At 60.5% G+C, this 14,506-nt stretch carries 5 protein-coding genes and 5 pseudogenes; 7 read left to right on the top strand and 3 right to left on the bottom strand.

The annotated features are described in order from the left end of the window. Positions 1 to 6: 6 nt before the first annotated feature. The 3 genes and pseudogenes from A9K58_RS19965 to A9K58_RS17795 form a co-directional block, all read right to left on the bottom strand. Positions 7 to 510, bottom strand: coding sequence for an arsenate reductase ArsC (locus tag A9K58_RS19965; RefSeq protein WP_065200638.1), 504 nt, complete (start codon positions 508 to 510; stop codon positions 7 to 9). A 39-nt stretch (positions 511 to 549) separates the two neighbouring features. Then, a pseudogene (gene arsN2, locus A9K58_RS19970) lies at positions 550 to 966 on the bottom strand (arsenic resistance N-acetyltransferase ArsN2); the annotation flags it as partial. Between the two features lies 1 nt (position 967). Further along, positions 968 to 1,297: an ArsR/SmtB family transcription factor gene (locus tag A9K58_RS17795; RefSeq protein ID WP_065200604.1), complete on the bottom strand. Its 330-nt coding sequence runs from the start codon at positions 1,295 to 1,297 to the stop codon at positions 968 to 970. 406 nt (positions 1,298 to 1,703) lie between these two features. Between A9K58_RS17795 and A9K58_RS20235 the strand changes: the two genes are divergently transcribed. From A9K58_RS20235 to A9K58_RS19320, 7 genes and pseudogenes are all read left to right on the top strand, one after another. Continuing rightward, positions 1,704 to 3,107 (top strand): DUF6531 domain-containing protein, encoded by a 1,404-nt coding sequence (locus A9K58_RS20235; protein WP_407070836.1) that lies wholly within the window; start codon positions 1,704 to 1,706, stop codon positions 3,105 to 3,107. A 312-nt stretch (positions 3,108 to 3,419) separates the two neighbouring features. After that, a pseudogene (locus A9K58_RS17800) lies at positions 3,420 to 6,142 on the top strand (RHS repeat-associated core domain-containing protein); the annotation flags it as partial. A 419-nt stretch (positions 6,143 to 6,561) separates the two neighbouring features. After that, complete coding sequence (locus A9K58_RS17805) at positions 6,562 to 7,017, top strand: SEL1-like repeat protein (protein ID WP_065200605.1); 456 nt, start codon at positions 6,562 to 6,564, stop codon at positions 7,015 to 7,017. Between the two features lie 1,057 nt (positions 7,018 to 8,074). Beyond that, positions 8,075 to 8,503, top strand: a complete 429-nt coding sequence (locus tag A9K58_RS17810) for a DUF6869 domain-containing protein (protein ID WP_155760540.1) — start codon at positions 8,075 to 8,077, stop codon at positions 8,501 to 8,503. 85 nt (positions 8,504 to 8,588) lie between these two features. Further along, positions 8,589 to 10,133, top strand: a pseudogene (locus A9K58_RS17815) (RHS repeat-associated core domain-containing protein); the annotation flags it as partial. A gap of 565 nt (positions 10,134 to 10,698) precedes the next feature. Further along, positions 10,699 to 11,786: pseudogene (locus A9K58_RS19980) on the top strand (RHS repeat-associated core domain-containing protein); the annotation flags it as partial. 815 nt (positions 11,787 to 12,601) lie between these two features. Then, positions 12,602 to 13,892: pseudogene (locus A9K58_RS19320) on the top strand (RHS repeat domain-containing protein); the annotation flags it as partial. Positions 13,893 to 14,506 lie beyond the last annotated feature (614 nt).

A 14,506-nucleotide genomic window follows, 5' to 3' on the forward strand; every position in this document is an offset into this window, starting at 1 on the left:
GCGCGCTCATGGCACGCCCTGGTTCGGCTGCAATTGGCCGATCCGGTCCAGGGCACGCTGCAGTGCATTCCGATCGGCCCACACCGCGTCGGTCAGCTCAAGCAATGCCCGCAGGCGCGCCTTCACGATGGCATGGGCCTGGGCGAAGGCGGCTGCCTGGTCGGCCTCGCTGCCGCCCACCGCTGCCGGGTCCGGCTGGCCCCAGTGGCTGCGGATGAAGTCGCCGAAGACCAGCGGGCACGCCTCGGCAGCGGCCGAATCACACACCGTGATCACCAGATCCATTGGCGCTGCATCGACAAACGCGTCCCAGGATTTGCTGCGCAGGCCTTCCACGGGCATGCCTTCGGCCTGCAGCTGGGCAATCGCCCGCGGATTGACCTGCCCGGTGGGCTGGCTGCCCGCACTGAAGGCGTTGAAGCGTTCGCCTCCCCAAGCGCGCAGCGTGCTTTCGGCAAGCACGCTGCGGGCGCTGTTGCCGGTGCACAGGAACAGGACATTGCGTGGCAGGGTGGTGTCAGGCGGGCCAGCGAGCGCCTTGTGCATGCAGGTCGCGCTGGCCGGGCACAGGTGGGTGAATTCGGCGGTGGCGCGCAGCGCCTCGGGAACCTGCGCGCGGGCGAGCGGGGCATAACCCTGGTGCTCGAACCAACGGGCGGCAGTGGTGGTCAGCAGGATCAGCGTGGTGAGGTGCAGGCGGCGGGCGAGGTCTTCGGCGGCCATCAGCAAGGCCTTCCCCAGATGCGTGCCACGCAGTCCCGGCGCAACCACCAGCGAGCGCAGCAGCGCGGATGAACCGGATGGCTGCAACCCGACCACGCCGGCCAGTTGACCTTCGCACTCCGCGACGAGGAAGGTGATGCCGTGGCTTTCCAGATCGGCTACCGGCAGGCCGGCCTGCTGCAGCAGCGAGCGGATGCGGGGGAGGTCACTGGGGGTGGATGTGCGGATCATCGCGGGCTCCATGTCAGCAACCGCAGCCAGGCGTGGCGGGCGCGCACTCGCTGGCGGTCGAGCCAGCGCAGCAGTTGTGCGTGAGGTATTCGATCAGGCCGGTCATGGCACTGAAGTTGGCGCGGTAGCAGACGTTGCGGCCCCGGTTCTCGCCCTGCGCCAGGCCTGCCTGCACCAGTTCCTTCAGATGAAAGCTGAGCGTGGCCGGCGGCACCTGCAGCGCGGCGGCAAGGTCGCCGGCCATGCGACCGGCCGGGCCGGCCTCGACCAGCAGGCGGAAGGCCGCCAGGCGGGTGGCGTGGCCCAGGGCCGTCAGCGCAGCGATGGCGTTTGATGTTTCCATAATTCCAGAATAATCGAATGGATGGACTGGGGCAAGCGGGGCAGTGCGCAAGCTTGCGGACGCGCTGACTGGCCCCCCTCGCTGCCTGCTGGGCGGTGAGCGGCGGGGAAAAAGCGGATTCTGCTGCTTTATGGTCCGATCACGTTGGAATGAAATTTCTGGTCGTCCATGATCTGGACCGTGGACGTGGGAGCGAGCAGTAAAGTGCGCCTTGCTGCGCGGCATTTGGCGCATGCTGAGCGATGATGATGTGTAAGGAAATTCTGATTCTGGCGAATCTGCGATGAAAGTCTGGTCTGACGGTTGACCTGTAATCGGCCATTTGTTCTCCTCTGCGCGTCGAGCGCAATCGGGAGGACGCGATTGCGCAGCCCGTGTTCTGGTGCGATCAAGGACGAGAAAATCAATGAAGGATTATGGATGGGCCGCAGCCGCAATCAAGGGCTGCGTCAGCGCCGTACTGGTGTTCATAGCCGCAAGCGCCGGGGCTCAGGAAACGACGCCGCGGTGGTACAGGGATTGGAACTATCCGCCGTTGGAGTACGCCAGTGAGAGTGAGGCACAAGTGGCCGTCAAAGCAATGGCGGCGGCTCTCAAAATTGTCGTCGATCCCGTCAATTGGGGAGTGCGCGGGCATACTATGACGAACAACAGATTCGTCACGATCTACGGGGTGAAGCCCACTCCGATCAAGAGGGGACCTTGGGTCTACTCGTACGCTGGCGTGGGATATCCCAGTGAAGAGGCCGTTCTGAGTGTGATGCGTTCGGGAAACGCGACGCTCTGCCCGGTAACCGTGCCAACGCCGGTGTGGGTCTCCACGAAGGGGGTGGGTAAAGATCCGGAAAACAGCACTCATGAGGAGTGGACCAAGGGCGTTACCATTTCCTGGCGTACTCTGCGTGGGGGGTGCCTGACAAACGCGTCATACGTCACCCGTACGCGTGACGTGAAATGCCCCAATCCCGACACCATGAAGTGGAAGGATGAGCTCGCCGGTTGTGTGTTGAGCGACCCTATCGAGGCTAACCACCGGCTCACCATGTCGTACTACACAAAGCAGACGCCAAAGCTCTGTCATGGCGTGGGGAATCCCTGTGATCCGACCACGGGCGAGAAGGTACAACGCGAGCCGGAGCTGGACCTGCCGTGGATTCGGATGGACCGCCACTATCATTCAAAATCCCAGACGGTTGGGGGCGGCTTCGGTGCGAACTGGACCCATACCCACAATGTGCGCATGGCCATCCTGCCTTCAGCGGGGACTTCCACATGGACGGGATTCATTGATGAAGATGGCAGCCATGTCGCCTTCCAGCAGAAGACGGGCTCCTTCTACCTTGCCACCGACGGCAGTGGGGACCGCGCAGAGTTCGTCTATAACGTTGGCTGGATCGTCAGAAGGCGTACCGAGGTGCTCCGCTTCTCGCGCATCGGGCTCATCCAGCAGCGGGAGTACGAAGATGGTACGACGCTGTCCTATAGTCATGACGGCGCCGGGCGGTTGAAGGAGATCCGGCACTCGACCGGCCGCAAGGTGGAATTCTCCTATGCGGATGCAATCGACGAGAAGATCGCTGCGCTGACCATCAATGGAGCGCCCTACGCGAGTTACAGCTACGGCGATAATGATCAGCTCGCCAGCGTTACCTATGCCGATGGGCGGTCGCGGCTTTATCACTATGAGGATTCGCGATTTCCATGGCACCTGACTGGCGTGACGGCAGAGGATGGTCGTCGCCTCAGCTGGTTCGGCTATGACGAGAAAGGCAGGGTGACCTGCAGCCGGCATGATGCCGGCTGCAACTGACTTGCGTGTTCCGTCGACTCGGCCATGAGCGCGTCGGCGGTTGGGCCTCCGCCCTGGGGCGGGCTGGGGTATTTCACGGAGAGAACAGGGATGTTGGAAAGAACTGATCAGATTGTCCGTTGTGCGACGGGAGTGCTTGCTGCCTACGCCCTTTGTGGGGCGTTGGTCGCCGCACATGCCGCACCCGCTATGGCCGCACCCGCAGCGAGTGCAGGCGTTGACGGCGTGCGCCTGGAGTATGCTGCGGACGGAACCACGACTGTCACCGATGCCCTTGGGAAAAAGACGGTCTATTCCCTCACTTCTGGAGGCATGTCCGATCCGCCTCGAAAGGTGACGGGGCTTGCCGACGAGCAGGGCGAGCAGACCTACAACTACCTGCCCTTGGACACCGATCCTGCACGGCGCCTGGGCACGTCGGTTGATCGGCGGGGTGTGCGGACGGACCGCGCTTACAGCGAGATCAATGATCCTGTGTTGGGCTTGGTCAATGCCACCACGACCACGGATGCGGTCGGCACCCCGGATCAGCGCGTCAGCGAGACATGGGTAACGGCGGACAGCAATCGGCTGGTGCAACAGACCGTCGGTAACCGTGAGGCCCGCATCACACGCAATACCCGCCTTCAACCGACCACCATCTCCGTCCGCGATACGGTGACCGGTGACACCCGCGTCACCACGCAAACATACTGCGAGGCAGAGGGGCCGGAGTGCCCGCAGGTTGGGCTGCTGCGCAGCATTGACGGCCCGCGCACCGACGTGGCCGATATCACCACCTACGCCTACTATGCGGCGGACGATGCAGGGTGCGCGACCAACGGTGCCTGCAGCTACCGCAAGGGCGACCTGCGCAGCGTGACCGATGCGATGGGCCAGACGATCGAGACCTTGGCCTACGACCTGTTCGGGCGCCCGCTGTCGGTGAAGGATGCCAACGGCGTGGTCACCGATTACACGTACCATGCTCGCGGCTGGCCGACCTCGGTCATCGTACGTGGCGCCACCACTGCCGAGGATCGGGTTACCCAGATCAGCTACTGGCCGACCGGCCAGGTGCAACAGATCACCGAGCCCGACGGCAGCAGCGTCACCTACGTCTACGACGCCGCACAGCGGCTGACTGACATCGCCGACAGCGCCGGCAACACCATCCACTACACGCTGGACAATGCCGGCAATCGTCTCAAGGAAGACACGCTCGATGCAGGAGGCACCCTGCGCCGTACACTGGCACGGACGTTCAACACGCTCGGCCAGCTGACCGCACTGAAGGATGCGGGCAATCACGCAACCGGCTTTGTCTACGATGCCAATGGCAATCTGCAGACGGTGACCGACGCCCTGCAGCGCGTGACCAGCCAGCAGTACGACCCGCTGAACCGCCTGGCGCAGACCCTGCAGGACGTCGGCGGCGTCGCGGCGGAGATCCGCAGTCAGTACAACGCGCTGGACCAGGTCACCCAGGTCACTGACCCGAAGGGACTGCACACCACCTACGCCTACAACGGTTTCGGTGATCTGACCGGGCAAGTCAGCCCGGACCGCGGCGCCAGCAGCTTCACCGTGGATGCGGCAGGCAACCGCAAGACGGCCACCGATGCGCGCGGCGTCACCGCTACCTATCACTACGATGTGCTGAATCGTTTGATCGGCGTCGCCTACCCGGACCCCAATCTGGACGTGGGCTACAGCTATGACGTGGCGCCAGCGGTCTGCACCGCCGACGAGCGCTTTGCCAAGGGGCGCCTGGGGCAGGTGCTGCACGCCAATGGCAGCACCCAGTACTGCCACGACCGCTTCGGTCAGGTCACCCGCAAGGTGCAGACCGTCAACGGTGTCGCCAGCACGCTGCGCTATGCCTACAGCAAGGCGGGCCGCCTGACCGCATTGAGCTACCCCGACGGCAGCGTGGCCGACTACGTGCGCGATACCCAGGGCCGCATCAGCCAGATCGGCCTGACCCGGCCCGGCCAGGCACGCCAGATCGTGGTGAACAATGTGACCTACGCGGCCTTCGGCCCGGCGACCGGCTGGACCTACGGCAATGGCCGCCAGCTGCAGCGTCCGCTGGACCTGGACTATCGGCCGCAGGCGGTGCATGACCCGGCCGCGGGCGGCCTGTCACTGGGCTACGGCTATGACCCGGTCGGTTCGGTCACCGAGCTGAAGAACGGCGCAGGCTCGACGGTGCTGGCCAAGTATGCCTATGACGCGCTGGGTCGCCTGACCCAGACCCAGGACGGCACGACCGGCACCCCGATTGAAACCTATGCGTATGACGCCACCGGCAATCGCACCGCGCTGACCACTTCGGCAGGCACCGCCAGCTACACCTATCCCGCAACCAGCCACCGGCTGACTGCCGTGGATGGCGAGGCGCGCAACCATGACGCGGTGGGCAACACCACCAGCATCGGCAGCAAGACCTTCACCTACAGCGATGCCAACCGCATGAGCGCGGTGAAGCAGGGCAATGCCGTGCTAGAAAGCTACGGTTACAACCATCGCGGGGAGCGCGTGCTGCGTACCCCGGCCAGTGGCGCAGCTCAGATCACGCTGTACGACGAAGCAGGGCAGTGGCTGGCAACTACTCGGCCACGGGCCAGGTGCAGCAGCAGGCCATCTGGCTGGACAACTACCCGGTAGCGCTGATCAATGTGCCGGCTACCAGCGTGCCGGAGCTGGCCTACGTGCAGCCGGATCATCTGGGTACGCCGCGCGTAGTGATCGATCCGGTGCGCGATGTGGCGATCTGGGAGTGGAGCAACAAGAGCGAGGTGTTCGGCAACCAGATTCCGAGTGCCGATCCGGATGGTGATGGTGTGGTGTTCGAGCTGGCCCTGCGCTTCCCGGGCCAGCAGGCGACGGATGCGAGTGGATTGTTCTACAACTACCAGCGGGAATACGACCCGGCGTTGGGGCGGTATTCGCAGAGCGATCCGATTGGGTTGATGGGGGGGATCTCGACCTACGGGTACGCTGGCGCCTCTCCGACCAGGCGGGTCGACTCACTGGGCCTCACCGACCTAAACTATATCCCGCCCTACGATAATCCTGATTCATACCTTGGCAACAAAATGATTCCGTCGCCCCCGAATATGCTTACCATTAGTATTCATCACAACGGGAAGAACTTCATAGGTCCGGATGGTAGAAGCATGTCTGTAGATTCACTGGCGCAGTCAATTCGACGCGATGCAGATCTTTCAAAGTATCTGTATATCAGACTCTATTCCTGTCGAACAGGTAAGTCGATCGATGGTGGACCGATCCCCGCCCAGCAGCTATCCAAGGCGCTAAACATGACGATTCAAGCGCCTACCGAGTACACCTGGGCAAAGAACGATCCATTGTATCCGGATCAAGGAAACTACGGAAAAACACCTGAAGGAAAAAAAGATAAAAGCAATCCTGGAGAATGGGTGAATTTCATGAAAGAGGGCGGGGTCAAATGACCATGTTCAAGAAGACAGGTCTTCTCCTGTGTTTGGTGGGAACAGGGTTTGTCAATGCGCAGGTACCCCCTCAGCCGGAAAGGCCGGTAGTTGAGCTTGACGGCTCGATCGCGACGGATAGTGGCGCTGAGCTTGATGATAAGCAGCTACTTGCGTTGACTGGCCGCGCAGATGCGGGCGACGCTGAGGCAGCGTTTCGAATTTCACGCCACTTTGAGAGCAAAGGCACGGCCGGTAGCTCCCACATGTGGCTTGTCTACGCTGCAGCCCTGGGGCACCCGATTGCACAGTACAACGTGTTCTTCATGTTGAGGGACAAGCAGGACTGTGCGTCATCAAGTGAGGCATACGCGTGGCTCAAGAGTGCCGCGTTGAAGGGGGTGAGGGGCGTGGATTCTGAGCTTGAGCAAGCGGCCCGCATTGCAGCTCAACGATGTGGTAGTAGACGATAGGGAAAAGGAGGTCGTCTGCTGATTGAGGGCTAACAACGTCAGGCCATATCTGTGCGAAAGGCTGCAAGGAGATCGGCGTGAACCAAGACGGAAGTTGGGGGAACAGAACAGACCAGGCCGGTCCTTCTGATAGTGCCAAGCTGTTCCCTCGCGGGAACTGATTGTCGCTCGCAAATGTGGCATAGCTCTGGATGTAGTCAAAGAGACTGCGCACGAGGGATGCGAGCGTGGCGATCCAGTCGAATGCGTCATACTCAAGGCTTTTGGTGGGGAGGTCATAGTGGAGGGACACAAAGGGGCGCGAAATAGGTGCAGATATACGGGAAGAACGGCTCGTTGATGACCCCGGTCGGCTAGAGGAGTTGGTCCTACAGGTCGGGCCCGCTGAAGCGCGTCTCCTTGTCGCGTTCCTGACTAAGTGTGCTCAGGAGATGGAAAGTAGTGATGCATGGGAGCATCGCCACTTCTCTGATTGGCAGAGAGGTTCGGATGCAGAGGGGACGTGTGAATTGATCGTCTTCAAACCATGATGGCCTGAAGCGGCAATCAGCTCCGCACTAAGTTCCCCGGCCTCACATAGTGACGCAGAGGGCCAGCAAGTCATGCGCAGCGGCGTGCACGCAGGCTCTCGCGCTATGATGAATTCGAGCCAAGCTCCTACAGGGGACAAATCAATCAAACTTCGCTCCGCCCGCTTCTTGTGGGGAAGCGTCTTCTGGCCTTGCCGCAACGAAAAATGCGCTGAACAGCCTTAGGCTAACTCACTCATGCAGCATCTTAAATTCGCAAAGCCCCGCGTCAATTCTGGCGCGGAACATCATATCCAAGGCGTGCGAGAAAGAAGACGACGATGACTGTAATCGTCTCATAGCAAAGATAGATTCTCTGGCAGTCCAGCCGAGAAAGCGATACTGGGATCTTAAACAGATTAGACGTGGGCTTCCGGTTACCGGTCGTATGTCAATAGATGGGCATGTGCAGCAATTTCAAAACAAGCAGGCGAAGTTGAGGCGATTGCTTGCTGAATCTGCAGAAAAGCGCTGTGCAGGTTATAGCAATGAGGCTTGGCAATGGGCGACTATGGCTCAACCAACTTGAGATCTACACAATGATTGATACAGAGTGCATGGAGAACATCGCTGAAGCATGGGTTAATTTTAATCGGCTCGCAATCGATGCGAATGAGCGGGATCTGCTCACAGGGGTGCTGGATGAAGTTGATGGCATCATCCAGCGAGATCCTGGCGAAGGTTGGGAATTCATTGAGGCTGTCAGGCGAATGGATGTGGATGCGCACCTACTTTCCAATCTTGCTGCCGGACCTTTGGAGGACTACTTGGTTGTCCACGGCGAGGTCGAAATCGAGAGGGTTGAATGCTTGGCAAAGCACGACCCATCTCTTCGGGATCTCCTTGCTCAGACGTGGAAGAACTCGATGTCGGATGAGGTATGGCGGCGGGTACAACGTGCTGCCACATCAGGCTAGGCTGCCACGGGTAACGCTCGAACGCCTTGCGACTACGCCTGGCAGCTTCGGCGATCGAAAAGATCCTGCTGAATGGGTTGCTTGAATCACCGCGACAAACTACCCCGACGGCAGCGTGGCTGACTACGTGCGCGATACCCAGGGCCGCATCAGCCAGATCGGCCTGACCCGCCCCGGCCAGGCGCGCCAGATCGTGGTGAACAACGTGACCTATGCGGCCTTCGGCCCGGCGACCGGCTGGACCTACGGCAACGGCCGCCAGCTGCAGCGTCCGCTGGACTTGGACTATCGCCCGCAGGCGGTGCACGACCCGGCTGCGGGCGGTCTGTCGCTGGGCTACGGCTACGACCCGGTCGGTTCGATCACCGAGCTGAAGAACGGCGCAGGTTCGACGGTGCTGGCCAAGTACGCCTACGACACGCTGGGCCGCCTGACCCAGACCCAAGACGGCGCGACCGGCACGCCGATTGAAACCTATGCCTACGACGCCACCGGCAATCGCACCGCGCTGACCACTTCGGCGGGCACTGCCAGCTACACCTATCCCGCAACCAGCCACCGGCTGACCGCAGTGGATGGCGAAGCGCGCAACCATGACGCTGTGGGCAACACCACCAGCATCGGCAGCAAGACCTTCACCTACAACGATGCCAACCGCATGAACGCGGTGAAGCAGGGCGATGCCGTGCTGGAAAGCTACGGTTACAACCATCGCGGCGAGCGCGTGCTGCGTACTCCAGCCGGTGGCGCAGCTCAGATCACGCTGTACGATGAGGCCGGGCAGTGGCTGGGCAACTACTCGGCCACGGGGCAGGCGCAACAGCAGGCCATCTGGCTGGACAACTATCCGGTGGCGCTGATCAACGTGCCGGGCACCGGCGTGCCGGAACTTGCCTACGTCCAACCAGATCATCTGGGCACGCCGCGCGTGGTGATCGATCCGTTGCGGAATGTTGCAATCTGGGAGTGGAGCAACAAGAGCGAGGTATTCGGCAACCAAATCCCGAGTGCTGACCCGGATGGCGATGGTGTGGTGTTCGAGCTGGCGCTGCGCTTCCCGGGCCAGCAGGCGACGGATGCGAGTGGGTTGTTCTACAACTATCAGCGGGAATACGACCCTGCAGTGGGGCGGTATTCGCAGAGTGATCGCATTGGACTCAGGGGCGGGATCAGCACATACGGATACGTTGGCGGAAATTCACTTAGCTTAATAGACCCGTTGGGGTTAAGGAACGTGCACAAGACAGCCGTCGCAATTGGGAATGCGATCAATGCTGGGCGCTTACTTGCTTCGGGTACGCTGAGGATCGCTGGAGGACTTGGCATGGAGGGGGCAGTAGTGACTGCCGCACCGGGCTCCGCAAGTATTGGGCTGGGCGTCTGGAACATCACTAGTGGCCAGAAGGCGTGGGCTCGCGCCGAGCAGCAGTGGGCGGAGGCAGCCTGTGAAGACAGTAGCAACTATTCGAGGGGCGACGTCCTGAAGACATACTCGGGTTTGTTGCCTTGGGGAACTGAGTCAGATGACCCCGGTGAGCCTTTTTGGATTGATATTATGGAGAAGCACGTTAAGGAGGCTGTCCATAAGCCAAGGGAATTCTTGCAGGAAGTAGGAACCATAGGACTATGAAAACTGGATTGCTGCTCCGCTATGTTGCTTTGATGATCCTGGTCCTCCTAGGCTGGTGGTTTTATAGGCACATAAGCCCCGCGCTAATGACATTGGTTGGGCTAGGCATCATGGGCGGAAGCACCGTATGGGTCATTGTGGCTCTCACAAGAAAGCCAAGTGAAGCGGCCCGAATAGCCAAATCTTGGTGGCGCTTGATCTGGGATGGCTTCTGGGGACTGTGAACTAATGTTACGTCCGCTAATTAAAGTTCTCCAGCAGGCCGATTGGGACCTCTGCCTACCGATACTGGCAATCGCACCACACTGACCATCTTGGCAGGAAGCGAGAGCCACACCCATCCGGCAACCAACCATCACCTGAGGCATTTACCGCTATGTACGATCGTCAGCCAGACGCTGCCTCTAGTTCTCGAGAGACTGTGGATGATCTGTGAGTACGTACTTCCGTAGGGCGTAACATAAAACTCAGGAGGTCGTCGATACGTGGTTCGCAATCCCCTGAAAGATGGACTGGACAACGGCTTTGGCGGCAGGATGCTGCTACGTCAGTGCGAGACATTCGAAGCGTGGCTGACCACGTGCGAGATACCCAGGGGCGCATCAGCCAGATCGGACTGACCCGGACCAGCCAGGCGCGCCAGACCGTGGTGAACAACGTGACCTATGCGGCCTTCGGCCCGGCCACCGGATGGACCTATGGCAACGGCCGCCAGCTGCAGCGTCCGTTGGATCTGGATTACCGCCCGCAGGCGGTGCACGACCCGGCCGCGGGCAGACTGTCGCTGGGCTACGGCTACGACCCGGTCGGTTCGATCACCGAGCTGAAGAACGGCACAGGCTCAACGGTACTCGCCAAGTACGCCTACGACGCGCTGGGTCGCCTGACCCAGACCCAGGACGGCACGACCGGCACCCCGATCGAAACCTATGGCTACGACGCCACCGGTAATCGGACCGCGCGACCACGTCGGCAGGCACCGCCAGCTACACCTATCCCGCAACCAGCCATCGCCTGACTGCGGTGGATGGCAAAGCGCGCACCCATGACGCAGCGGGCAATACCACCACGCCAACCGCATGAATGCGGTGAAGCAGGGCAATTCCGTGCTGGAAAGCTACGGTTACAACCATCGCGGCGAGCGCGTGTTGCGCTCCCCGGCCGCCGGCGCGGCTCAGATCACCTTGTACGACGAGGCGGGGGCAGTGGCTGGGCAACTACTCGGCCACGGGCCAGGCGCAGCAGCAGGCGATCTGGCTGGACAACTACCCGGTGGCACTGATCAACACGCCGGCTACCGGCGTGCCGGAGCTGGCCTACGTGCAGCCGGATCATCTGGGCACGCCGCGCGCGGTGATCGATCCGGTACGGAATGTCTCGATCTGGGAGTGGAGCAACAAGAGCGAGGTGTTCGGCAACCAGATTCCGAGTGAAGACCCGGACGGGGATGGTGTGGCATTCGAACTGGCACTGCGCTTCCCAGGCCAGCAGGCGACGGATGCGAGTGGATTGTTCTACAACTACCAGCGCGAGTACGATCCGGCAGTGGGGCGCTATTCGCAGAGTGATCCGATTGGGTTGGAGGGAGGGCTGAGCACGTATAGCTATGTTGCAGGAAGCCCCGCGAGCAGCGTCGACCCTTTCGGGTTGGAGGGTTGCGAGTGCATTTCTGCCTCTTACAGTCAGATCAGGAAGCAGCTGCCAAGCAAGAGTATCCCACGACAAGTTGGTGATGGTGTATCCAGCTACATCACGGGGGTTGCATGGGGTGCGGCAGCTCTCACTGGACGCGACGGCTGGTGGGGCCAAGGGGCTCAACAGGAAGCAATCAGTACCCATACTCAACTGAACGCCGTGCTCTCCCAGGTATCCTTGCACCCTGGTCAGACTGCGACGGCAGTCAGTGCAGTAGCATCCAAGTATCCCGTACAGCTACTGAGCCGCGCTGCCTCGGGTTTCGGTGTCAGTTATATATTTTCACCAGCGGTAGGGATCCCGGTATCCGGGCTCGCTGTCTATGGTTCATCCTTTAGAGCCGCCTATCAGCATCCTGATGCTGTCGCAGCGGCGGCAATAGTTGGCGAGGAGGTTTGCCGGTGAGGTCGATATTTTCATTCACGTGCCCCTCCTGCGGGGCACGTGAACAGAGCTTCTCTACATTCAATTCACTTAACAGGTCGGTGCGGAAGAACTGCGGGCGTTGCGGATGCGACGTCGAGTCTGTACTGACGGAGGGCAGATATGTGCTTCTTCTACTCTATGCTCATGTACTGGCCATCATCGCTGCATTCCCCTTCGTGCTTGCGGTTATAGGCAATAAATGGGGGCTGGCCCTGGCAGTTGTAATAGTGTTCGCACTCTTGGTGCTCGCTCCTGCCATGGCAATTCACGCCAAAAACGCGGTGCGTTGCGCGGGTACGGAATCGTAGAATTGCCATGCTTGGACTCAATCGGCAGCAACAACCCCTGAACTGAACAACGGAGCAGGCTCGACGGTGCTGGCCAAGTATGCCTATGACGCGCTGGGTCGCCTGACCCAGACTCAGGACGGCACGACCGGCACCCCAAACCTATGCGTATGACGCCACCGGCAATCGCACCGCGCTGACCACCTCGGCAGGCACCGCCAGCTACACCTATCCCGCAACCAGCCATCGCCTGACTGCGGTGGATGGCGAAGCGCGTAACCATGACGCGGCGGGCAACATCACCAGCATCGGCAGCAAGGTGATCACCTACAACGATGCAAATCGCATGAACGCGGTGAAGCAGGGCAATGCCGTGCTGGAAAGCTACGCCTACAACCATCGCGGCGAGCGCGTGCTGCGTACCCCGGCCGGTGGCGCGGCTCAGATCACGCTGTACGACGAAGCAGGACAGTGGCTGGGGAACTACTCGGCCACGGGCCAGGTGCAGCAGCAGGCCATCTGGCTGGACAACTACCCGGTAGCGCTGATCAATGTGCCGGTTACCGGCGTGCCGGAACTGGCCTACGTGCAGTCGGATCATCTGGGTACGCCGCGCGTGGTGATCGATCCGGTGCGTGATGTGCCGATCTGGGAGTGGAGCAACAAGAGCGAGGTGTTCGGCAACCAGATTCCGAGTGCCGATCCGGATGGCGATGGTGTGGCGTTCGAGCTGGCACTGCGCTTCCCGGGTCAGCAGGCGACGGATGCGAGTGGGCTGTTCTACAACTACCAGCGCGAGTACGACCCGGCAGTGGGGCGGTATTCGCAGAGCGATCCGATTGGGCTCAGGGGTGGGTACTCGCTGTATTCTTATGTCGATGGTGATCCACTGTCCAACGAGGATTCCATGGGTCTGAAAGGCGGAAGGCCGCCAAGTCTTGCGCGACAGGGTGGCGGTAACTCCGCTCAGAGGAGGGTTGCTACGCGTGTCCAACGTCAGGCAATCGAGTCAAACTCACACACGAATCCAATTTACTCACGGGGACTTTCGCCCGAGGAAGTGGGGTCGTTGGAGAACGCTGCGAGCCTCATGAGTGAGCATGACTATACTCAGTACTGTGCGGTTGAGGTCTGTAGAAGGGATCAAAATCAGTGCGCAAGCGGTGACGTTATGAGTGGTGGCTTTCCATCGAATCCTACCGTTGCACAGGTTCATTCAAGAGGGTGTCAGTGTCTAGCTCCATATTATTCTAATCCCTCGCATCCTCTGCTATCTAATCCCGAAGCGGATCCTCTTGATCTGATTGATCTGGTTCGAGAATCCGTAATAAATTGGCGGTTGCGGAGGTGAGTGAATGGTTTTGCGAGTATTTGGAATTCTGGTGGGGCTTGTTACGATGGCATTTGGCCTGGCTGTAATTGGCGGCGCATTGGTTGGGACTGGGCCTTGTCGAGTGAACTGTGATCTATATATGTCGATTATTCGACTGGTAGGGCAGGCGCATTACAGTAAAATAATCGGGTTCGTGTGGGTCATCGGTGGCGCCATGTTTATTGCTGCTTCGATGCTGATTGGTAAGAAGAAGACTCCGCTTCGCCGAGGCGGAAAGAAGGCGCGGTTGTAAGGAATTCCAGCAGGCTGGTGATGCCGTTGAAACCATCAAGGAAGGTCCCGCTGCTAGCCCGACGCACTGGAATTGGGTGCGATGAAGGCCGTTGCAAGGCTAGTAGCATCTATCCACAGTGGTTTGATTGTTGCGACATCGATCTTCGAACTCGCACCGCGTTCAGTTGGTCACTGGAAGAAGGTGCTGGTGCTCTGTGGAAAATCGGGTCTGTCGGCCTGCTGCGTCTCCGGCAAGCGAAAGCATCATAGGTATTGCGAGGTCGTCGGTCACGGGGCGAGTATGAGGGCATTAGACCAGCGCACTCGTGTCGTGGTCGCCTTCCGCTGCTGCGATGCGC

The sequence above is a fragment of the Stenotrophomonas maltophilia genome (assembly GCF_001676385.1).
Classification (GTDB): Bacteria; Pseudomonadota; Gammaproteobacteria; order Xanthomonadales; family Xanthomonadaceae; genus Stenotrophomonas; species Stenotrophomonas maltophilia_J.

Excerpts from the sequence above, each read along its gene's own strand:
- A9K58_RS17795 (WP_065200604.1), bottom strand. The coding sequence starts at position 1,297 with ATGGAAACATCAAACGCCATCGCTGCGCTGACGGCCCTGGGCCACGCC.
- A9K58_RS20235 (WP_407070836.1), top strand. The coding sequence starts at position 1,704 with ATGAAGGATTATGGATGGGCCGCAGCCGCAATCAAGGGCTGCGTCAGC.
- A9K58_RS17805 (WP_065200605.1), top strand. The coding sequence starts at position 6,562 with ATGACCATGTTCAAGAAGACAGGTCTTCTCCTGTGTTTGGTGGGAACA.
- A9K58_RS17810 (WP_155760540.1), top strand. The coding sequence starts at position 8,075 with ATGAGGCTTGGCAATGGGCGACTATGGCTCAACCAACTTGAGATCTAC.